Genomic DNA, 20,708 nt, shown 5'->3' with positions numbered 1-20,708 from the left:
TCCTCCAGGCAATACACGGGCCAACTGTGGGAGCGGGCTTGCCCGCGAAGAGGCCATCAGCATCACCCAAGATCCAAAGCAAAAAAGGCCCCTGGATTCACACCCAGGGGCCTTTCTCATTTCAGCAGCCAGTTACGCCGCTTTCGCTTCCTGCTGGCTCAACGAGCGGTTCAGCGCACTGAACAGCGCCTTGAAGCTGGCAGTGGTGATGTTTTCATCAATACCCACGCCATGCACCGGACGCTCACCGTTCACACGCAGCTCGATGTAGGCCGCCGCCTTGGCGTTGGTGCCTGCACCAATCGCATGTTCGTTGTAGTCCATGATCTCCACACCGATCGGCAGGCCAGCCACCAGCGCTTCCAGCGCACCGTTGCCTTTGCCTTTCCAGTGCAGGTTGGTTTCGCCCTGGCCCTTGCCGGAGACTTCCACCTCAACAAAACTGTTGCCGTTCTCTTCCTGCAAGCGATGGCTGACCAGCGCGTACGGGGTGTTGGCTTGCAGGTACTCACGCTGCAGCAAGGCGTAGATCTGTGGCGCAGTCATCTCAAGGCCCACACGGTCGGTTTCGGCCTGCACGACTTGGCTGAACTCGATCTGCATGCGACGCGGCAAGCTGATGTCGTATTCCTGCTCCAGCAGGTAGGCGATGCCGCCTTTGCCCGACTGGCTGTTAACGCGGATCACCGCCTCGTAGCTGCGGCCGATGTCGGCTGGGTCGATCGGCAAGTACGGCACTTCCCACAGCGCATCGTCTTTCTGCTGGGAGAAACCTTTGCGGATCGCGTCTTGGTGAGAGCCGGAGAACGCGGTGTGAACCAGGTCGCCGACGTAAGGGTGACGTGGGTGCACCTGGATCTGGTTGCATTCCTCGACGACCTTGCGCACGCCGTCGATGTCGGAGAAGTCCAGCTGCGGGTCGAGGCCCTGGGTGTACATGTTCAGGGCCACGGTGACGAGGTCGACGTTACCGGTGCGCTCGCCGTTGCCGAACAGGCAGCCTTCGACACGGTCGGCGCCGGCCATCAGGCCCAGCTCGGTGGCGGCCACGCCAGTGCCACGGTCGTTGTGGGTGTGCAGGCTGATGATCACGCTGTCACGACGGTTGATATGGCGACCGAACCATTCGATCTGGTCGGCATAGATGTTCGGCGTGGCGCATTCCACGGTGGCTGGCAGGTTGAGGATCATCTTGTGCTCAGGCGTCGGGTTCCACACCTCGATCACTGCGTCACAGACTTCCTTGGCGAACTCCAGCTCAGTGGCGCTGAAGGTCTCCGGGGAGTATTCGAAGGTCCACTGGGTTTCCGGCTGCTGGGCGGCGTATTTGACGAACAGCTTGGCGGCGTTGACCGCGATGGCCTTGATGCCGTCCTTGTCCTGGTTGAACACGATGCGGCGGAAGGACGGCGACGTGGCGTTGTACAAGTGCACGATGGCTTTCTTGGCACCGCGCAGGGACTCGAAGGTGCGTGCGATCAAGTCTTCACGGCCCTGGGTCAGCACCTGGATGGTGGTGTCCTCGGGGATGTGGTTGTCTTCGATCAGGGTACGTACGAAGTCGAAGTCGGTTTGCGAGGCGGCTGGGAACGACGCTTCGATTTCCTTCACGCCAACGGCAACCAGGGTCTTCCAGAAACGCAGCTTTTTCACCGCGTCCATCGGCTCGATCAGCGACTGGTTGCCATCACGCAGGTCGGAGCTGCACCAGATCGGCGCTTCGGTGATGGTCTTCGACGGCCAGGTGCGGTCCGGGATGTCGATGGTCGGGAACGCGCGGTACTTCGAAGACGGGTCTTTGAGCATGCTCATCGGGAAATCCTTTGTTGTAGGGGCCGAGAAAAGGCGGCCTGCCGTAGAACTGTTTTTGGGGATAAAACGTGAAGACGAGGCAGATCGATTCAGCCTGGCAGTCGTGCGCTGACGAGGCACAGGCTGCGGTGCTGGCGGAGCTGAATGAGGGTGTGAGAGGTTTTCATAAGCCCAACCCTAACCGTCGGGGTGAAAGATGGCAAGCAGTCGCGGAAAATTGAGATAAGTTCTGCTATCTACGTAGGAAACGAGATCTTGTGCCTGGGAATTTGTCTAGGGCTTGTTTTAATTGCGCGCCTATTATCAGGCGCGCAATCGAGCGTTTCAGGGCTGGAACGCGCCAATGAAGATCGCCGGATCGACCCGCGCGTCGTTCAGGCTGACGTTCCAGTGCATGTGCGGCCCGGTCGCACGGCCCGTGGCACCGACTTTACCCACCACCGCACCACGCGTGAGCTGGTCACCGACTTTCACATCGATCTTCGACATATGGCAGAACATGCTGATAAAGCCCTGGCCGTGGTCGACGAACACGGTATTGCCGTTGAAGAAGTAGTTGCCCACCAGAATCACTTTGCCGTTGGCCGGCGTCTTGATCGGCGTACCGGCCGGCACGGCAAAGTCCAGGCCCGAATGGGGATTGCGCTCTTCACCGTTGAAGAAACGTCGCACGCCAAACTTGCTCGACAACGGCCCGTTCACCGGTTTGTCCAACACCAGGTTGCTCGGCAGGTTCGGGCTGAAGCTGCGGTAGGCCTTGATCTGCACCGCCAGCTCCGTCTCGATGCGTTTCAGCTGTGCCGGGTCGGGGTTCACCTGGCTTTTGTTTTTCAGGGTGATGCGCTGTTCCGGGTACTTCTTGTAGCCGACGATAAACGGCAGGTTGCGCCCGCCGCTGCTGATGCGTTCGTTGCCGGGCTTGACCGTTAAAGGGATGCCGACAATCGCCAGCCAGTTGTCCGCTTCCTTCACCACCAGCACTGGCTTGCCCAGGTACGTGGCCTTGGGCGCGGCGGCGGAAGGGCCCAGTTCGACCACGGCAACGCCGCCCGGCACCGGCTTGTTCAAGGTGCGGGTGATGTAGCTATCGGCATGGGCATTAAAGGCAAGGCACAGCAGCATCAACACACTAAAAAGACGTGGCATCAATCAATCCAATAACGAAAGGGTGACGGGTGTCAGGTGGTTGTCTTCCACCCGCACTTGCAATTGGCCCTCACCGAGACGCGCGGTGAGGCGCTGGCCGGTGTGGGTCTGCGCGGCGTTGCGAATGGCCTGGCCGCGCTCGTCCAGCAAGATGCTGTAGCCACGGCCCAGGGTCGCCAATGGGCTGACCACGTGCAGCGTCTGCATCTGGCTTTGCAGTTGCAGGCGTCGTGCCTTGAGGCCTTCGCGCATGGCACGGGGCAGACGTTCGGCAAGGCTGTCCAGGCGTTGGCGCAGCAGCGCCAGCTGGCGGCCGGGGTGTTGGCCGGCGAGGCGGGTTTCCAGGCGGATCAGGCGCTCGCGGCGGGTATTGAGGCTACGTTCGAAGGCGCGGCGCAGGCGCATGTCCAGGTCGTCCAGGCGCTGGGCTTGCTGGCGCAGACGTTCGCCAGGGTGGCGCAGACGTCGCGCCATGCCTTCCAGGCGCAGGCGGTCATGGCTCAGGCGATTGCGCATCAGCATCACCAGGCGGCGGTGCAGGTTCTCTACCTGACGCACCCAATGGCTGGCGTCCGGCGCGAGCAATTCGGCTGCGGCGGAGGGGGTAGGGGCGCGCACGTCGGCCACGAAGTCGCTGATGGATACATCGGTTTCATGGCCAACAGCGCTGACGATTGGCGTGACGCACGCATCCACCGCTCGGGCTACGGCTTCTTCGTTGAAGCACCAGAGGTCTTCCAGCGAGCCGCCACCACGGGCCAGGATCAGCGCATCGAAGCCGCGTGCATCTGCCAGTTTCAGTGCGCGCACAATCTGCGGGATGGCTTCGCGGCCTTGCACGGCGGTGGGGATCAGGGTCAGTTCAATGTTTGGCGCGCGGCGACGGAACACACTGATGATGTCGCGGATCACCGCGCCGGTCGGCGAACTGATGATGCCGATGCGCCGAGGGTGTGCCGGCAGCGGCACTTTGCGCTCGGCGCTGAACAGGCCTTCGGCGCTGAGCTTTTCCTTCAGCGCGTCGAACGCCAGGCGCAGTGCCCCATCACCGGCTGGCTCGACGGTATCGAGGATCAGTTGGTAATCACCCCTGCCTTCGAATAGCGAGACCTTGCCGCGTACCTTCACCGCCAGGCCGTCCTTCAGCGCCTGGCGTACCCGCGCGGCGTTGTTGCGAAACAGCGCGCAACGCACCTGGGCGCCACTGTCCTTGAGGGTGAAATACACGTGGCCGGAGGCCGGGCGGGCGAGGTTGGAGATCTCGCCTTCGACCCAGATATTGGTGAACACGTCTTCCAGCAAAACCCGCGCGCGGCCGTTGAGCTGGCTGACAGTCAGGACTTCGCGGTCGAGGCCCAGACGGGCAAAAGGATCTTTAATCATGGGCGGCAGTTTATAGGCATTCGTGCAAGGTTTGGCAGAATTGCTCCACCAGCGCGCTCTGCTTCTGCGCGCAGGCCAGGGCCACGGTGCTGAGGCAGTCCGGGTCGGCCAGAGGCAAAAAACGCACATTAGCCGGAGCAATGTCCTGCATGGATTTTGGTAACAAGGCAATACCGAAGCCGGCCTGGATCAACTGCAATTGGGTGGTCTTGCGTGACATCACCCGCGCGGCCTTGGGGAAAAAACCTGCGCGCATGCACAACTCGGCTGACAGATAACTCAAGCCGCCACGCTGGGGATGAGGGATCGAGATAAACGCTTCGTCCTTCAATTGCCCCAGCTCGATGGGCGCATTGCTGCGCGCCAGCCGATGATTCGGCGGCACCGCGAGCAACAGTTGCTCGCTATATAAAGGCACCACTCGCACGCCTTCGCGCTGGCGCAACACGGGCAGGCGCAACAGCCCGACTTCCTGGCGACCTTCGGCGATTTCTTCCAACTGCGCTTCGGAGGACAGTGTGACGATGTCCATCGACACCCCTGGGCAGCGTTCCAGCCAGGTGCTGATGCCTTGAAGCAATGGGCCGGTCATCGGCACGGTACTTGAGTGGCTCAGGCGCAGCGTACCCAGTTCTCCGTTGCCCACTTGCGTTGCCATTTCACTGGCCTTGATCAGCTCACTCAGCAGGTTGCGTGCTCGCGGGTAGAAGGCTTCACCCGCAGCGGTCAGGCGAGGTTGGCGTGCAGTGCGTTCGAACAGGGGCGTTTGCAGCTGGGTTTCCAGCTCCTTGATCTGCCGGCTCAAGGCGGACTGCGCCACAAACAGGCGCTCGGCGGCGGCGCTGAAGCTGCCGCTGTCGGCGATTTCGACGAAGTAACGCAGTTGGCGGGTGGAAATCACGCGTCATGCCTTTTCGAGATGGGTGGAAGTCTTTGAAGATATTAGTCGCATCTCTCGGCGCTGGCTAAAGTGAAGGCCATCTCTAATAAGGAATGACCCATGAACCCGGTTGAGCTGATGAGCCAGTGGTCGTTTGGCGGTGTGGATTGGCTGGTGATCGGCCTGGGCATCGTCGTGGCCTATATCGTGTTCGGAATCGCGGGCTTTGGCACCGCGTTGGTGGCGGGGCCGCTGCTGATCCTGTTCATGCCGCTGTCGAAGATCATCCCGTTGCTGGTGTTGCTGGATTTTGTCGCGGCGTTTGGCAACCTGCTGCAATCGCGGCGCGATGTGAACAAGCCGGAGTTGCTGCGCTTGCTACCGTGCATGGCGATCGGTTGCACACTGGGCGTGGTGTTTTTGCTCAACCTGCATTCGGACTTGTTGCTGTTGCTGATGGGTTTGTTCATCAGTGCCTACGCCCTCTACAGCCTGGCGGTAAAGGCGCGGCCGACGCAGATGGCGACGGGTTGGTCGGTTCCCATGGGCACCGTCGGTGGTTTATTCGGCGCATTGTTTGGCAGCGGCGGCTTTCTCTATGCGATCTATCTGAATAGCCGCCTGCCCAAGGACGCGGCGCGCGCCACCCAGAGTGCGTTGATCAGTAGCAGCACGGTGGTGCGCCTGAGCCTGTTCCTGATGGCCGGGGTGTATGCTGATTTGCCGCTGTTGATGTTGGCGCTGTGCCTGCTGCCGGCGATGGCTCTGGGGCTGTGGTGTGGGCGCAGGCTGACGATGCGCATGTCCCGTGAGGCGTTTGTCAGATTGGTGACCTGGCTGGTGCTGGCGAGCGGTATTGCACTGATCGGGCGCTACCTGAGCACTTGACCTGTGTGGGGCAGGGATTAAGCTGCCAACCTTTCAGGGCCTCATCGCCGGCAAGCCAGCTCCTACAGGAGTCGGCTTGCCGGCGATGGCGCCAGTGGCCACACCGCAGGACTCTCATGAATTCCCAAAGCATCCTTGTCCCGAAAATCTCCACCTTGCCCGTCCACGAACCCCGCGCCCGGGCAATCGTGCGCTGGCTGGTGCGCAAGAACATCATCAAGGAAGAGCTGACCACCTGTGGCCGCACCGGCAACCGCATGGGCTATGCCCTGGCCGATGGCGCCCGCGCCGTAGTGTTGTACCCCGAGGCGCTGCCGTTCAACGAGCCGATCAACGGCCTGGAGATCATCTACAAGCGCTGCATCTACACGCCGGCCAAGGGTTTTCTCGAAGAAGCCGGTTGCCCGGAATGCCGCAAGGAAGTCGGTGAAGCCCTGTTCGAAAGCCTCGAAGACTGGATGCCCGGCCACACCGACAACTTCACCTGCCCGCTGTGTGGGCATGAAGACGACATCAACGGGTTCCTGTTCCTACAGCAATGCGGGTTTTCCAACCTGGGCTTCATCTTCAACAACTGGGCAGAGGCGGGGTTCAAGCAGAGTTTTATCGACGAATTTGCCGATTGGCTGGACCAGAAGATGAGTTGGGTCAAAGTCGAGTTGTAACCCACCTGTAGGAGCGAGCTTGCTCGCGAAAAAACGTCAGCGATAACGTGGTGGGTTTGCTTTAACGCGGTGCCTTTGCGTTCTTCGCGAGCAAGCTCGCTCCTACAGAAAAGCAGCAGATTTTTTCCATCTATCAGTATTACCAAGTTTGTCAGAGTTTTACATTGAGCCCGGCAGGGTGCATGTATATAATGGCGCGCTTCCATTTTCCCGCTCGGGAGCCCCCGCGATGCTGCGTATCAGCCAAGAAGCTCTGACATTCGACGACATTCTCCTAGTGCCCGGTTATTCCGAGGTGCTTCCTAACGAAGTCAGTCTCAAGACCCGCCTAACCCGTGGCATCGAGCTGAATATTCCCCTTGTTTCCGCTGCCATGGACACCGTCACTGAAGCCCGTCTGGCCATCGCGATGGCTCAGGAAGGCGGCATCGGCATCATCCACAAGAACATGACCATCGAGCAGCAAGCTGCCGAAGTGCGCAAGGTCAAGCGTTACGAAGCCGGTGTGGTGAAAGATCCGATCACCATCGAAGCCGACGCCACCGTGCGTGACCTGTTCGACCTGACCCGCCTGCACAACATCTCCGGCGTTCCGGTGCTGCACGATGGCGACCTGGTCGGCATCGTCACTTCCCGTGACGTGCGTTTCGAGAACCGTCTTGAAGTCACCGTCCGTGAAGTGATGACGCCCAAAGAGCGTTTGGTCACTGTCAAGGAAGGCGCCGACAAGAACGATGTGCGCGAACTGCTGCACAAGCACCGCATCGAGCGCGTGCTGATCGTCGACGACAAGTTCGCCCTCAAAGGCATGATGACCGTCAACGACATCGAAAAAGCCAAGGCTTACCCGCTGGCCAGCAAGGATGACCAAGGTCGTCTGCGCGTTGGTGCTGCCGTTGGTACCGGTAAAGACACCGGTGACCGCGTTTCGGCCCTGGTCGCTGCCGGCGTTGACGTGGTGGTGGTCGACACCGCCCACGGTCACTCTAAAGGCGTGATCGACCGCGTGCGTTGGGTCAAACAGAATTTCCCTGACGTGCAAGTGATCGGCGGCAACATCGCCACCGGCGCTGCCGCCAAGGCCCTGGCCGAAGCGGGCGCGGATGCGGTCAAGGTCGGTATCGGCCCTGGCTCGATCTGCACCACCCGTATCGTTGCTGGTGTAGGCGTGCCGCAAATCAGCGCCATCGCCAATGTTGCCGCTGCCCTTGAAGGCACGGGCGTTCCGTTGATCGCCGATGGCGGCATCCGTTTCTCCGGTGACCTGTCCAAGGCCATCGTAGCCGGTGCTTCCTGCGTGATGATGGGCTCGATGTTCGCCGGTACTGAAGAAGCACCAGGCGAGATCGAACTGTTCCAGGGCCGTTCCTACAAGGCTTACCGCGGCATGGGTTCGCTGGGCGCCATGTCCCAGGCGCAAGGTTCTTCCGATCGTTACTTCCAGGACTCCTCGGCAGGCGCCGAGAAGCTCGTTCCGGAAGGCATCGAAGGCCGTGTGCCTTACAAAGGCACCCTGAGCGCGATCATCCATCAACTGATGGGCGGCCTGCGTTCCTCGATGGGCTACACCGGCAGCGCCGACATCGAAGAAATGCGCACCAAGCCAGAGTTCGTACGGATCACCGGCGCCGGCATGGCTGAATCCCATGTCCACGACGTGCAGATCACCAAGGAAGCGCCAAACTACCGCGTAGGTTGATGCTTCCAGCAAACTGTTAAGTAACCGGGGCTGTTCTTCAGCCCCGAGTTGTTTCTGATTCATTAGACGAGACTGACTTCATGGCCCTCGACATTCACGCCCACCGCATCCTGATCCTCGATTTCGGTTCCCAGTACACCCAACTGATCGCCCGCCGCGTGCGCGAAATCGGTGTGTACTGCGAACTGCATCCGTTCGACATGGACGACGAAGCGATCCGCGAATTCGCACCGAAAGGCGTCATCCTCGCCGGTGGCCCCGAGTCCGTGCACGAAGCCAACAGCCCACGCTGCCCGCAAGCCGTATTCGACCTGGGCGTACCGGTCTTCGGCATTTGCTACGGCATGCAAACCATGGCCGAGCAACTGGGCGGCAAAGTTGAAGGTTCCGAGCTGCGTGAATTCGGTTATGCCCGTGTCGATGTGGTCGGCAAGAGCCGCCTGCTGGACGGCATCGAAGACCACGTCGACGCCGACGGCCTGTTCGGCCTCGACGTGTGGATGAGCCACGGTGACAAGGTCACCAAGATGCCGGAAGACTTCCACATCCTGGCCAGCACCCCGAGCTGCCCGATCGCCGGCATGTTCAGCGACGAGCGTCGTTACTACGGCGTGCAGTTCCACCCGGAAGTGACCCACACCAAGCAAGGCGGCCGCATCCTGTCGCGCTTCATCCTCGACATCTGCGAGTGTGAAGCTCTGTGGACCCCGTCCAAGATTGCTGAAGACGCCATCGCCCAGGTTCGCGCCCAGGTCGGCACCGACAACGTATTGCTCGGCCTGTCCGGCGGCGTTGACTCCTCGGTGGTTGCTGCCCTGCTGCACAAAGCCATCGGCGACCAACTGACCTGCGTCTTCGTCGACAACGGCCTGCTGCGCCTGCACGAAGGTGAGCAAGTGATGGCCATGTTCGCCGAGAACATGGGCGTTAAAGTGATCCGCGCCAATGCCGAGGACCAATTCCTCAACAACCTGGCCGGCGAGTCCGACCCGGAGAAGAAGCGCAAGATCATCGGTCGCACCTTCATCGACGTGTTCGATGCCCAGTCCAACAAACTGGACAACATCAAGTACCTCGCCCAGGGCACCATCTACCCTGACGTGATCGAGTCGGCTGGCGCCAAGAGCGGCAAGGCCCACGTGATCAAGTCCCACCACAACGTGGGTGGCCTGCCTGAGGAAATGAACCTCAAGCTGGTAGAACCGCTGCGCGAACTGTTCAAGGACGAAGTCCGCCGTCTGGGCCTGGAACTCGGCCTGCCGTACGACATGGTCTACCGTCACCCATTCCCAGGCCCAGGCCTGGGCGTGCGGATCCTGGGTGAAGTGAAGAAGGAATACGCCGACCTGCTGCGTCGCGCCGACCACATCTTCATCGAAGAACTACGCAAGGCCGACTGGTACCACAAAGTCAGCCAGGCATTCGTGGTGTTCCAACCGGTGAAATCGGTTGGCGTGGTTGGTGATGGTCGTCGTTACGCCTGGGTCGTGGCCCTGCGTGCGGTAGAAACCATCGACTTCATGACTGCGCGTTGGGCACACCTGCCGTACGAACTGCTGGAGACTGTCAGCGGCCGTATCATCAATGAGATCGAGGGTATCTCGCGCGTGACTTACGACGTGTCGAGCAAGCCGCCAGCGACGATTGAGTGGGAATGATCCCGCAGCGTTGTATGAAAAAACCGGCCTAGGCCGGTTTTTTCATTTCAGGCCAAGACGTTGATCAAAAATCGTAACGCACGTTCGCCGTGAAGGTGTCAGCGTCGAAACCACTGCTGGTCAGGTAGCTGTACGTCCCGCCCACGCTCCAGGCGCCAACGCGGTAGTTTGCGCCCAGTCCCAGCTCGTAGCTGTCGCGCGCCGGCGTTGCGCCAGTGGTGGTGAAGGGGGTGCCGCCGAGCACAAAGGTGGAGGTGGTGCTGGCCTTGTCGCCGATGAAGTCGTGCCAGGCCATCAGCTTGGCTTCCGGTTCGAAGCTGCCCACACCCAGGTCAAAAGCGGCCGCCAGACGGGCGCCCAGGCCCATTTCGCCGATTTCATAGCGCTGGCTGCCGACCTTGAGGGCCGCTGAGCTGCCTTTTTCACGGTACGAATCAATCGAGATGTTGGCATAGCGCGCACCGACCTGTGGTTCGAGCAGCCACTGCTTGTCGAGCTGGAACGTATAGCCTGCCAGGGCGTTGACGCCGAAGATCTCGCTGTCGTAGTCGGCCTTGGCGCGGGTACCGGCGATGTAGCGTTTGGACTCGTTGTCGTTCCAGCCGTACATCAGCGAGGTGTCGACAAAGAAGTTGTCGCGGGCCCAGTTGCCGTACAAGGTCAGTGCATGGCCGCTGACGTCGGTCTTGCTACCCAGGTCGGATTTGACGTCGCTGGTCATGTAGCTGTAAGCCAGGCCCACGGTTGTCTGGGCATTGAGCTTGCCGTCGGCACCCACGGCAATGCCGTTGGTGTTGGCGTCGTAGCCATCGATACCGTGGCGGCTGTCCTGGTTGGCATCGCTGGACAACGCTTGCAGCCATACGCCTTGTTCTGCCAGGACATCACCGGAAGACAGACCGCTCCGCGCTTTGCTGGCCCGGCGGTTGATGGCGCCTGCGACCAGGTTCTGGCTATTGGTCGCGGCGTTGATCGCCCCACGGCTGACGTCCGGGGCCAAGCTTTCGGCCAGTTTGGCCAGCTCTTCGCTGGTGGCGGCGTTGGCGAATTGCTGGAATACCGGGTCGCTTTCGTCCATCTGGGCCATGACGGTGTTCTTGAGCGGCTTGATGGCGCTCACCGCATTGTCCGAACCACGGGCGCCCAACAGGTCTTGCGTGATCACCTCATCACTGCGGGTGGCAACCAGTGCTTTTACGTCCTGGCCTTCAATGCCGAAGTTCTTCACCTCAAGCAGCGCCGAGGAGGACACCACGGACAGGTTCTGCGGGTCTTCCCAAGTACTGGAATTGATGAGGGTGTAGCGGGTGCCTTGGGCCGACGTGCGGAAGTCGTCGGAACGCGCCTGCAGTTCGATCTGGCTGCCTGGAGAGAAGAAGGTATTGCCGGTGACTTTCAGGATTGGTGTGTTGGGCAGTGTGTTGTTATCCAGCAGCAGGCGCAGGCGCGCCGTGTCGCTGTCCATGTCGAGGTCGCCGACAATCGTGGTCTGCGGGCGAAGCAGGGTCAGGCGGCCACCGTCGATATCGACGAAGCCGGCGCGGATGGTCGAGCCATCGAACATCGCGTCCCCTTGCACCAGTACACCGCTGAGGCCCAAGAGGTCACCCTTGACCTGACCACCCTGCCAGTAGAAGTACGAAGGGGAGGCATTGTCGTCCGCCAGAATGGCTGCGGTGCCTCCTTCGATCAGGCCACCTGTCTGCCTGATAGAGAAGATCCTGAAGCCGTCAGTGGTGTCGAGACTGCGAAAGCGGATACCGATCCCGTCGGCGGAAATAGTCCCGCTGTTGTTGATATCACTCAGGAAGGGCGCGCCTGTCATCTGGCCCGTAAAGCGGGCTTTTTCGATGTCGATCCCCTCAGAGTCGATACCCCGCGCGATGATAGTGCCCGAGTTATTGAGGCGCGCCTGGGTCGAGGTGATCAGCATGCCTTCGGCATTTGCGCCCGTCACAGTGATGTTGCCGTTGTTGCTCACTTCACCCGCGATCTTCGCCAGGTAAAGGTCCAGCCCGACGACGGCGTTGCCGCTCACCGTAATGTCGCCATTATTGACCACGTCGCCACCGACGTTGGAGTTGAGGGTCATGGCGATACCAGACGGGAAGTCGGTGGGGCTCGCAGCCGTCAGGTTGATGTTGCCCTGGTTGACCAGGTTGCCGGCCAACGTCACGTTAGTCAGCTCCACACCTGCGTTTTGCGACGTTCCGGTGAAGGTGGCGTTGTTGAAAACATCACCGAAGCTGCTGTAGGCCCCTGTGCTCAGGTCGTAATTGAAGTCGGGTGCGGGTGCGGCATGGGCCGTGGCAGTGGTCGCCGCGACGGACAGCGCCAACAACGAGCGGCGCAGGTGGGAAGTGTTCAAGGCAGTATCCTTACAGGGCAGAAACTGGCAGGGAACAACCCACGCGTCAGCGTCTGTTTTAGGCATCCCTGCCAGCTTGTCAGTGAATGGCTGATTCAAGCGCGTGCAAACTTACACGATGCGTGTAGGACAATTCATCATAAAAAGGATCGGCGAAGGAAAAAAAGCTAAGAAATGCGACGTTACCGTTATTTTTTGTGGCTGTACGGGGTAATCCAGCAATAAATGGAACTTAAAGGTTGTCGTTGTGGTCGCGCCTGGATTGGACGCTAGGGGGAAGGTATTCGGATGTTTTTAAGCGGACCTGCTTGTCGTCAATTTTAGGACCTTAATGGATTAATGGCGTTTTAACCCATCGGCTCCAGGTCGCTTCCCACCCTTTGTCATGGCTTGCTCCCCGTACATGGATGTATTCGTGGAGGGGCGAGTCAAGCGCCTGTTGGTACCTATCAGCCAATCCACTTGGAATAATCAGGTCTGCTTCGCCGATGAGATGGCGCTGGGGTAACAAGGCGAGCCGCTCACGGTAGTCCAGCGGGTCCAGCGAACCGTCGAGTGGCGACAATCCTTTCATCGTTGCCCACAAGCGTGGGCTGAGGTTGCCAGCCAGGGTTTGCACCTGGGTAACATCATTGCGCTGCGCCGCTAACAATAAGGCAAGCGCGGCACCACCTGAATACCCCACCAGTTCAAATTCCCTATTCCCGTACCGCTGTTTTAACTGGTCCAGCGCCAGGCTGAGACGAGTGACCACTCCCTGAGAAAATCGGCGGTTGGTCCAGAGGGCCGATTGGCAGGCTGCGGCCATGACGAACTGGCAGGGACGTGCCAGGTACGCATTCGGTGTCGGGTCATCGACCGCCAGCCTTGGTACCAACATATTGTGCGGGCTCGGATCCAGGCTGGGTTGGGTGGCCGTCGACCAGGCATGGCCATCGCCTTCCAGGTAGACCCGCAGGCGAGTTGTCTTTTCTGCGGTTTGCGGCGCAAGTATGAGGAGGGGGAAGGTGTCCCCAGGCAGGACCTCCACTTGCCGACCGTGCTCTTGCGCCAGTTGTTGCAGTGCCTCGCGCGGCGATTGGCAGGCGATGAGGAGCGTGCTGAACATCAGGAACCAGGTTTTGTGGAAACCAGCCAATATCTGTCGATAGCGCAATTGTCTACTCATCATAGGGAGCTGTCGGCATTGGCGGCGTAGTTCCAGGTTAAGTCTGAGCGGAGACGGCAGCAGGTTTGTATTTCTGGTGTGTGAACGCTCAACTAAGAACCCTGTGCGCATAAAGCGCTATTCACAATGAAGTGCATCATATATGGTGCATTTGTGCGGCATTATTAATTTTTGCATTGTATTGGATGCAATTTGGTATGAACGATTTAGGATTGCTGATCAAAAGCCTCCGCAAAGCCGCAGGCCTCTCACAAACCCAGCTCGCGCTACGGCATGGTATGAGTCGCGCCACCATCTCGGGGATTGAGAACAATACCATCCCGGAAGTGGGGATTCGCAAGGTCGCAGCCATTCTTGAGGGCTTGGGGTATGAGTTGACCGCCATTCCAAAGCGTCGCCGCATGACCCTTGATGAGCTGAAATCGGAGAACATCCATGACCCGTCAAAGTGAGCGGCTCTATATCGGTGCTGGCGGTGTGCCTGCTGGGACGCTCGGGCGGGGCGAGGAGAACCGGCGCGATACGGTTTTCTCGTATAACGAAACGGTCGGCGAAGAGAATGCCGTTTCTCTGACGATGCCGGTGCGCCTGGAGAGCTACAACTGGGAGTACGGAATCCATCCTCTGTTCGAGATGCACATCCCCGAGGGACATCTCAAGAATGAGCTGGTGCGACGCTTCAGCAAGTCAGTGCGCGGCTTTGACGACTTCGCTTTGCTGGGCATTGTAGGCCCACACCAACTGGGACGTATCAGCGTTGCCCATGACGCGGATGGCGAGTCACTGCCTGAGGTCAAGCTCTCCGAGCTGTTGGTCTATGACGGGGCCAAAGACCTGTTTGACGACCTTCTGAAAACCTACGCAGCCTACTCGGGAGTGTCGGGTGTTCAACCCAAGGTTTTGGTGCGCGATGTTGACGACATGGCCCCCGGTATTGAGCGTCTCACCCATCGGGGCGCGACTCACTTGGTGAAGGCGTTCAATGAATCCGACTTTCCGCAATTGGCGGCCAATGAGTTTTTCTGCATGCGTGCGGCATTCCATTGTGGCCTCGACGTGCCTGAGTTTCAGCTCAGCCAGCACGGGAAATTCCTGGTGGTAAAACGGTTCGACATCAGTGAAAGCGCCTATCTCGGGTTTGAGGACATGTGCGTTTTATCGGGATGGGGAACTGCCAAAAAGTACGACGGAAGCTACCAGGGATGCGCGAAGCTGATCAGGTCATTCGTCACGCCCAGCCGTGTCACCAAAACGTTGGAAGACTTCTTCTTGATGGTGGCGCTTTCTGCCGGCATCCAGAATGGTGACGCACACCTGAAAAACTACGGTCTGTTGTACGAGAATTGCGCAGAGGACGCGGACGTTTGGCTGGCACCTGCTTACGATCTGGTGACCACCACCGTGTACAGCAGCAATGACATCATGGGCTTGCTGCTCGGCGGTTCGAAAGCCTGGCCGAAGCGCAAGATGCTGGTCCAGTTCGGACGCAGTGCGTGCAGCTTGACTGAATCTCGCTGCAACGAACTGCTTGCCAGAGTGCAAGACGGCATGACCCGCGGGATGACGGAGCTTTCAGAATACCGAAGCACTCACCCAGAGTTCGAGGTGGTTGGGGAGAAGATGACCGCAGCCTGGTCGGCAGGGCTGGCGAGAAGCATCGCAGTGCAATGATCTTCCCGACTGATGCTTACCGCCGCGCAATATCCGAAAAGTAAAACTTATCCAACGTATGCCGCGACTCGGTGTACTCGAACTGCCGTCCGTCCTGCAAGAATGTCTGGTTACTCACCACGATCACATGGCTCTGGCCTTCGAGGTCGAGGTGTGTCTGGTCGTCCTTGCCGCGTGGCAGGGCTTCGATGGTGCGTTGGGCGTAGGCGATTTGCAGCTGCAACGTCTGTTCGATAAACGCGTAGATCGACTGTTCGGCAATCGAGCGGTCCAACCCCGGAATCACGTCAGCGACGAAGTGGTTGATGTCGAGGATCACGCGCTTGCCGCCGATGCGCCGTACCCGTTTGATGCGGGTGATCAGGGTGCCGGGTTCGGCTTCGATGTGTTGCAGCAGCGAACCTTCCAGCGGGAATTGAGTGAATTCGACCACTTCGGTGCGTACGTCATCGCCCAAGTCGGCGTGGGTTTCGTGGAAGCTGACGATGCCGCCCAATTGGAACTCAATCGGGTTGGGCGACAATACGAAGGTGCCCTTGCCGTGGATCTTTTGCGCAAACCCACGCTCCTGCAGTTGCTCGATAGCCCTGCGCACCGTGCCTCGGCTGGCCTGGTAGCTGTCCATCAGTTCTGTTTCGGAAGGAAGGCGTGTGCCGCGCTGCAGGCGTTCGGTGGTGATGCTGGCAAGCAGATCCGTGTAGATCTGGTTGTATTTACTCATGGGGATGGCTCTTTGCCGGGGTTGCGGTCAAGGCAGGAACCTTAGTGGCAGAGCCGGTGTTTGTCCATTAGACCCTTGGGTTTATGCGGGTTGTAGCGATACGCAGGACTACAAAAAATAAACAATATGTAACTCGTACAGACGAGTTGTTGCTTTAACTCGTACAGACGAGTACTTTTGCCCTCGGCGTGCTGCCAATGACTGCCCCCCAAATAAAAAAATCAAAGTGGAAACCAAGCATGAGCCACGACTATTCGACTATCGCCCGCGAGATTCTCGAGAACCTCGGGGGTAGCGACAACCTTGAGCAAGCTGCCCACTGCGTCACCCGCCTGCGCCTGGCACTCAAGGACCCGAGCCTGGTCAACGGCAGCGCGCTGAACCAGGTGGATCTGGTCAAGGGCTCGTTCTTCACCGGCGGCCTGTTCCAGGTAGTGATCGGCCCCGGTGAAGTGGAAAAGGTCTACGCTGCCCTGCGCGAGCAGACTGGCCTCGCCGCCGCCACCATCGCCGACGTGAAGAAGAAGGGCGCCGACAAGACCAACGCCATGCAGCGGCTGGTGCGGGTGTTCTCCGACGTGTTCATGCCGATCCTGCCCGCGCTGATCATTGCCGGCCTGTTGATGGGCGTGAACAACCTGATGGGCGCCAAGGGCATGTTCATCGAGGGCAAGACGCTGCTGGAGGCCTATCCGAACCTGGATGGCCTGTGGAGCCTGATCAACCTGATGGCCAACACTTCGTTCGTGTTCCTGCCAGCGCTGGTGGGCTGGTCGGCGGCCAAGCGCTTTGGCGGCAGTGAAATCCTCGGCATCGTGCTTGGCCTGATGCTGGTGCACCCGGACCTGCTCAACGCCTGGAACTACGGCAAGGCGGTCGCGGGTCTGGACGGCCAGAGCCTGCCTTACTTCGATATTTTCGGTTGGTTCAAGATTGAGAAAGTGGGGTACCAGGGGCAGATCCTGCCGATCCTGATGGCCGCCTATGTGATGAGCGTGATCGAGAAATGGCTGCGGGCGCGAGTGCCCAACGCGATTCAATTGCTGGTCGTGCCGATCACCACCATCGTCGTCACCGGCGTGCTCGCCCTGGCCATTATCGGCCCGGTGACCCGTCACCTCGGCATCCTCATCACCGAAGGTGTGGTCACCTTGTTCGACCTGGCACCGATGGTCGGCGGTGCGATTTTCGGCCTGCTGTACGCGCCGTTGGTGATCACCGGCATGCACCACATGTTCCTCGCCGTGGACCTGCAGCTTATTTCTACTCAGGGCGGCACTTTCATCTGGCCGATGATCGTCATGTCCAACCTGGCCCAGGGCAGCGCCGCGCTCGGCGTGTTCTACATGACCCGCAACGCGCGGGACAAAAGCATGGCGTCCACTTCCGCGATTTCTGCGTACTTCGGTATCACCGAGCCGGCGATGTTCGGCGTGAACCTGCGCTTCAAGTTCCCGTTCTATGCCGCGCTGCTGGGCTCGGCACTGGGCAGTATTTTCCTCTCGCTGAACAAGGTGCAGGCCTCGGCCATCGGCGTCGGTGGCCTGCCTGGATTCATCTCGATCATTCCGCAGTACATCCCGAGTTTTGTGATCGGGATGGTCATCGCGATCGTGGTGCCGTTTGTTCTGACCTGTGCGTTGAGCATGAAGATTGTTCGACCGGGTTTCCGCGTCGCCTGAGCCAGCGCTTTCACATTGAAGGAGTCCACCATGCAAGACTGGCAACACTCGGTGATCTACCAGATCTACCCCAAAAGCTTCCACAGCCACGCGGGTAACGCCACCGGTGACCTGCTGGGCATCGTGGACAAACTCGACTACCTCAAATGGCTGGGCGTCGACTGCCTATGGATCACTCCGTTCCTGCGCTCGCCGCAACGCGACAACGGCTACGACATCAGCGACTACTACGCCATCGACCCCAGCTACGGGACCATGGCTGACTGCGATCTGCTGATCAGCGAGGCGGCCAAGCGCGGCATCAAGTTAATGCTTGATATCGTGGTCAACCACACCTCCATCGAACACGAATGGTTCCAGCAGGCACGCAGCAGCCTCGACAACCCTTACCGCGACTTCTACATCTGGCGCGACCAGCCGAACAACTGGGAATCCAAGTTCGGCGGTTCGGCCTGGGAGTACGAGGCGCAAACCGGCCAGTATTTCCTGCACCTGTTCGACCACACCCAAGCCGACCTCAATTGGGACAACCCCAAGGTGCGCGCCGAAGTGTTCAAGCTGATGCGCTTCTGGCGTGACAAGGGTGTGGGCGGTTTCCGCCTGGACGTGATCAACCTGATCTCCAAGCCTGCCGACTTCCCCGAAGACAACACCGACGGCCGCCGCTTCTACACCGACGGCCCGAACGTGCACGAATACCTGCAGGAAATGCACCGCGAAGTCTTCGAAGGACATGACCTGATCAACGTCGGCGAGATGTCGTCCACCAGCCTGGAACACTGCATCCGCTACTCGCGGCCGGAGTCGAAAGAGCTGTCGATGACCTTCAACTTTCATCACCTGAAAGTCGATTACCCGAACCTGCAGAAGTGGGTGAAGGCCGATTTTGACTTCCTGCAACTCAAGCAGATCTTTTCCGACTGGCAACTGGGCATGCAGGCCGGTGGTGGCTGGAATGCGCTGTTCTGGTGTAACCACGACCAGCCGCGGGTGGTCTCGCGTTTCGGCAATGACGGCGAGCACCGTGTGGTCTCGGCCAAGATGCTGGCGACTGCGCTGCACTTCCTCCAGGGCACGCCGTATGTGTACCAGGGCGAAGAGCTGGGCATGACCAATCCGGGTTTCGACAGCATCTCGCAATACCGTGATGTGGAGACTTTGAACATCTTCCGTCTCAAGCGCGATGCGGGGGAGTCCGAGGCGTCGAGCATGGCGGCGATCATGCAGAAGTCCCGCGACAACGGCCGTACGCCGATGCAGTGGAGCGCCGGGGAAAACGCCGGTTTCAGCAGCGGTGAGCCGTGGATTGGCATTCCGGCCAACGCGGCGCAGATCAACGTCGAAAGCCAACTGGATGACCCGGATTCAGTGCTGCATCACTACCGCGCGCTGATCGCCTTGCGTCGTCACGAACCGCTGATCCAGGAGGGCGTGTATCGCCAGCTCCTGCAAGACCATTTGCAGGTCTGGGCCTACCTACGCGAGGGCCATGGCGAACGCCTGCTGGTGTTGAACAACTTCTACGGCACGCCCTGCGAAATCCAACTGCCGGACAACGTGATCAACCCGGCCAGCGAACAGCGCCTGCTGATCAGCAACTACCCCGACTGCCCGCAACGTAGCGCCACGGTAACGCTGCGCCCCTACGAATCGTTTGTGCTGCACCTCAAGGACTGAGACCCGCTGCAACCCCGTGTGGGAGCACGGGGCGCTTCAAAAATCATAATAAAAATATCGGAGTGCTTCATGAAAACAACTATAAAGCTGGGCCTCGTTGCGTCTTGTCTAAGTCTGCCGTTTGGCGCGCAAGCCCTGGAATTCGCCGGTTACCTGCGCAGCGGCGCAGGCACCTCGACGGGCAGCGGTCCACAGCAATGTTTCCAACTGCCGGGGGCGCAATCCAAATACCGCCTGGGTAACGAATGTGAACAATACGCCGAACTGGAACTGCGCCAGGACCTGCTCACCCTCGACGACGGTTCGGTGCTCAGCGTCGATGCCATGGCGTCGCTCTACAACAAGTACGACCGTGAGCTGAAGTTCCAGGGCGAGAACAATGGCTCGGCGCGCATGCCGCAGATGTATGCGCAGTGGTCCAACCTGCCCAGCCTCAATGGCGGTTCGCTGTGGGCCGGTCGGCGTTACTACAAACGAAACGACATCCATATCTCCGACTTCTACTACTGGAACCAGAGCGCCACGGGCGGGGGGATCGAGGACGTGCTGATCGGCGACCTCAAGTACAGCTACGCGATTTCCCGCAAGGACAACCTGTACCAGAAGGAATACGCCACCCGTCACGACTTCAACGTCGCGGGCTTCAAGACCAACCCCGGCGGTGAGCTGGAATTGGGCTTGAGCTACATCGAAAAAGCCGGCGGTCGCGACACCAACAGCGGTTGGGCGATCACCGCGCAGCACGTGCAAAAACCTTTCCTCGGCGGCAAGAATAAATTCGCCTTGCAGTACGGCGAGGGCCCCGGCACCGGCCTGGGTTACACCGGCAATACGTTCCTGGACAACAGCAGCAAAAGTTACCGCGCCGTGGAGTTTTTCGACTGGCAGGTGACCCCGCGTTTTGGCGGGCAGATCGAGGCCGTGTATCAGAAAGACATTCGCCCAGGCTCAAGCGACCAGACCTGGATGTCCCTCGGTGTGCGCCCGGCATACGCCATCAGCGAGCAATTCAAACTGGTCACCGAGCTTGGGCATGATCAAGTCGAGGCCACGGGCGGAACGCGCAAGCTGAGCAAATTTACCTTCGCTCCCACATGGTCGCCCAAAGGCCCGGATTTCTGGGCGCGGCCGGAAGTGCGCTTGTACTACACCTATGCAACCTGGAACGAAGCGGCCAAGCGCGCGGCGAATGAATTGGCGGCGGGCTCGGCGTTGTCCGATACCGGCTCCTATGGCACGGCGCGGCATGGGTCGAACTTTGGCGTGCAGGTCGAATACTGGTGGAAATAG

At 59.7% G+C, this 20,708-nt stretch carries 16 protein-coding genes; 9 read left to right on the top strand and 7 right to left on the bottom strand.

Annotated elements, in window-relative coordinates:
* Nucleotides 1-132: 132 nt before the first annotated feature.
* From leuA to HX793_RS03260, 4 genes are all read right to left on the bottom strand, one after another.
* Nucleotides 133-1,812 (bottom strand): 2-isopropylmalate synthase, encoded by a 1,680-nt coding sequence (gene leuA / locus HX793_RS03275; RefSeq protein WP_016977678.1) that lies wholly within the window; start codon nucleotides 1,810-1,812, stop codon nucleotides 133-135.
* Nucleotides 1,813-2,136: 324 nt separating this feature from the next.
* Nucleotides 2,137-2,958: a M23 family metallopeptidase gene (locus tag HX793_RS03270; RefSeq protein ID WP_177053427.1), complete on the bottom strand. Its 822-nt coding sequence runs from the start codon at nucleotides 2,956-2,958 to the stop codon at nucleotides 2,137-2,139.
* Between the two features lie 3 nt (nucleotides 2,959-2,961).
* On the bottom strand, nucleotides 2,962-4,341 hold the full coding sequence (xseA, locus tag HX793_RS03265) for an exodeoxyribonuclease VII large subunit (protein ID WP_177053426.1): 1,380 nt from the start codon (nucleotides 4,339-4,341) through the stop codon (nucleotides 2,962-2,964).
* 10 nt (nucleotides 4,342-4,351) lie between these two features.
* Nucleotides 4,352-5,242, bottom strand: coding sequence for a LysR family transcriptional regulator (locus HX793_RS03260; RefSeq protein ID WP_016977681.1), 891 nt, complete (start codon nucleotides 5,240-5,242; stop codon nucleotides 4,352-4,354).
* 99 nt (nucleotides 5,243-5,341) lie between these two features.
* Between HX793_RS03260 and HX793_RS03255 the strand changes: the two genes are divergently transcribed.
* The 4 genes from HX793_RS03255 (at nucleotide 5,342) to guaA (ending at nucleotide 10,131) form a co-directional block, all read left to right on the top strand.
* The gene (locus HX793_RS03255) at nucleotides 5,342-6,109 is read left to right on the top strand and encodes a sulfite exporter TauE/SafE family protein (protein ID WP_177053425.1); all 768 of its coding nucleotides are present in this window, start codon (nucleotides 5,342-5,344) and stop codon (nucleotides 6,107-6,109) included.
* A 116-nt stretch (nucleotides 6,110-6,225) separates the two neighbouring features.
* Complete coding sequence (locus HX793_RS03250) at nucleotides 6,226-6,774, top strand: hypothetical protein (RefSeq protein WP_028617835.1); 549 nt, start codon at nucleotides 6,226-6,228, stop codon at nucleotides 6,772-6,774.
* A 229-nt stretch (nucleotides 6,775-7,003) separates the two neighbouring features.
* Nucleotides 7,004-8,473: an IMP dehydrogenase gene (guaB, locus tag HX793_RS03245; RefSeq protein WP_016977684.1), complete on the top strand. Its 1,470-nt coding sequence runs from the start codon at nucleotides 7,004-7,006 to the stop codon at nucleotides 8,471-8,473.
* Nucleotides 8,474-8,553: 80 nt separating this feature from the next.
* Nucleotides 8,554-10,131, top strand: coding sequence for a glutamine-hydrolyzing GMP synthase (gene guaA / locus HX793_RS03240; RefSeq protein WP_016977685.1), 1,578 nt, complete (start codon nucleotides 8,554-8,556; stop codon nucleotides 10,129-10,131).
* A gap of 64 nt (nucleotides 10,132-10,195) precedes the next feature.
* Here guaA and HX793_RS03235 read toward each other — a convergent pair whose 3' ends face one another.
* The gene (locus HX793_RS03235; RefSeq protein WP_177094106.1) at nucleotides 10,196-12,499 is read right to left on the bottom strand and encodes an autotransporter family protein; all 2,304 of its coding nucleotides are present in this window, start codon (nucleotides 12,497-12,499) and stop codon (nucleotides 10,196-10,198) included.
* 328 nt (nucleotides 12,500-12,827) lie between these two features.
* On the bottom strand, nucleotides 12,828-13,607 hold the full coding sequence (locus tag HX793_RS03230) for an alpha/beta hydrolase (protein ID WP_177094153.1): 780 nt from the start codon (nucleotides 13,605-13,607) through the stop codon (nucleotides 12,828-12,830).
* A gap of 257 nt (nucleotides 13,608-13,864) precedes the next feature.
* On the opposite strand from HX793_RS03230, the gene HX793_RS03225 reads away from it, so the two are divergent.
* Both HX793_RS03225 and HX793_RS03220 read left to right on the top strand, forming a co-directional pair.
* Nucleotides 13,865-14,119 carry a helix-turn-helix domain-containing protein gene (locus HX793_RS03225; protein WP_016977688.1) on the top strand — a complete coding sequence of 85 codons (255 nt, stop codon included), beginning with the start codon at nucleotides 13,865-13,867 and terminating at the stop codon, nucleotides 14,117-14,119.
* Nucleotides 14,103-15,338 carry a type II toxin-antitoxin system HipA family toxin gene (locus tag HX793_RS03220; protein ID WP_177094107.1) on the top strand — a complete coding sequence of 412 codons (1,236 nt, stop codon included), beginning with the start codon at nucleotides 14,103-14,105 and terminating at the stop codon, nucleotides 15,336-15,338. Before HX793_RS03225 ends, HX793_RS03220 begins: the two co-directional genes overlap by 17 nt.
* Before the next feature lie 16 nt (nucleotides 15,339-15,354).
* Here HX793_RS03220 and treR read toward each other — a convergent pair whose 3' ends face one another.
* Nucleotides 15,355-16,059, bottom strand: coding sequence for a trehalose operon repressor (gene treR / locus HX793_RS03215; RefSeq protein ID WP_093513880.1), 705 nt, complete (start codon nucleotides 16,057-16,059; stop codon nucleotides 15,355-15,357).
* Nucleotides 16,060-16,298: 239 nt separating this feature from the next.
* Between treR and treP the strand changes: the two genes are divergently transcribed.
* The 3 genes from treP to HX793_RS03200 all read left to right on the top strand — a co-directional run bounded on the left by treP (nucleotide 16,299) and on the right by HX793_RS03200 (nucleotide 20,708).
* Nucleotides 16,299-17,741, top strand: a complete 1,443-nt coding sequence (gene treP / locus HX793_RS03210; RefSeq protein WP_177094116.1) for a PTS system trehalose-specific EIIBC component — start codon at nucleotides 16,299-16,301, stop codon at nucleotides 17,739-17,741.
* 30 nt (nucleotides 17,742-17,771) lie between these two features.
* A complete protein-coding gene (treC, locus tag HX793_RS03205) occupies nucleotides 17,772-19,418 on the top strand; it encodes an alpha,alpha-phosphotrehalase (protein WP_177004699.1) in 1,647 nt (548 codons plus the stop codon).
* 69 nt (nucleotides 19,419-19,487) lie between these two features.
* Nucleotides 19,488-20,708 (top strand): maltoporin, encoded by a 1,221-nt coding sequence (locus HX793_RS03200; protein WP_016977693.1) that lies wholly within the window; start codon nucleotides 19,488-19,490, stop codon nucleotides 20,706-20,708.

Origin of the sequence: Pseudomonas reactans (assembly GCF_013387025.1) — a bacterium.
GTDB lineage: Bacteria > Pseudomonadota > Gammaproteobacteria > Pseudomonadales > Pseudomonadaceae > Aquipseudomonas > Aquipseudomonas reactans.
Note: the sequence above shows the minus strand (reverse complement) of the source record. Positions and strands in the feature narration are given on the sequence as shown.

Coding starts and splice junctions, on each gene's coding strand:
- HX793_RS03225 (WP_016977688.1), top strand. CDS start 13,865: ATGAACGATTTAGGATTGCTGATCAAAAGCCTCCGCAAAGCCGCAGGC.
- HX793_RS03255 (WP_177053425.1), top strand. CDS start 5,342: ATGAACCCGGTTGAGCTGATGAGCCAGTGGTCGTTTGGCGGTGTGGAT.
- HX793_RS03270 (WP_177053427.1), bottom strand. CDS start 2,958: ATGCCACGTCTTTTTAGTGTGTTGATGCTGCTGTGCCTTGCCTTTAAT.
- HX793_RS03220 (WP_177094107.1), top strand. CDS start 14,103: ATGACCCGTCAAAGTGAGCGGCTCTATATCGGTGCTGGCGGTGTGCCT.
- HX793_RS03250 (WP_028617835.1), top strand. CDS start 6,226: ATGAATTCCCAAAGCATCCTTGTCCCGAAAATCTCCACCTTGCCCGTC.
- leuA (WP_016977678.1), bottom strand. CDS start 1,812: ATGAGCATGCTCAAAGACCCGTCTTCGAAGTACCGCGCGTTCCCGACC.
- treR (WP_093513880.1), bottom strand. CDS start 16,059: ATGAGTAAATACAACCAGATCTACACGGATCTGCTTGCCAGCATCACC.
- HX793_RS03230 (WP_177094153.1), bottom strand. CDS start 13,607: ATGTTCAGCACGCTCCTCATCGCCTGCCAATCGCCGCGCGAGGCACTG.
- xseA (WP_177053426.1), bottom strand. CDS start 4,341: ATGATTAAAGATCCTTTTGCCCGTCTGGGCCTCGACCGCGAAGTCCTG.
- treC (WP_177004699.1), top strand. CDS start 17,772: ATGCAAGACTGGCAACACTCGGTGATCTACCAGATCTACCCCAAAAGC.
- guaB (WP_016977684.1), top strand. CDS start 7,004: ATGCTGCGTATCAGCCAAGAAGCTCTGACATTCGACGACATTCTCCTA.
- treP (WP_177094116.1), top strand. CDS start 16,299: ATGAGCCACGACTATTCGACTATCGCCCGCGAGATTCTCGAGAACCTC.
- HX793_RS03200 (WP_016977693.1), top strand. CDS start 19,488: ATGAAAACAACTATAAAGCTGGGCCTCGTTGCGTCTTGTCTAAGTCTG.
- guaA (WP_016977685.1), top strand. CDS start 8,554: ATGGCCCTCGACATTCACGCCCACCGCATCCTGATCCTCGATTTCGGT.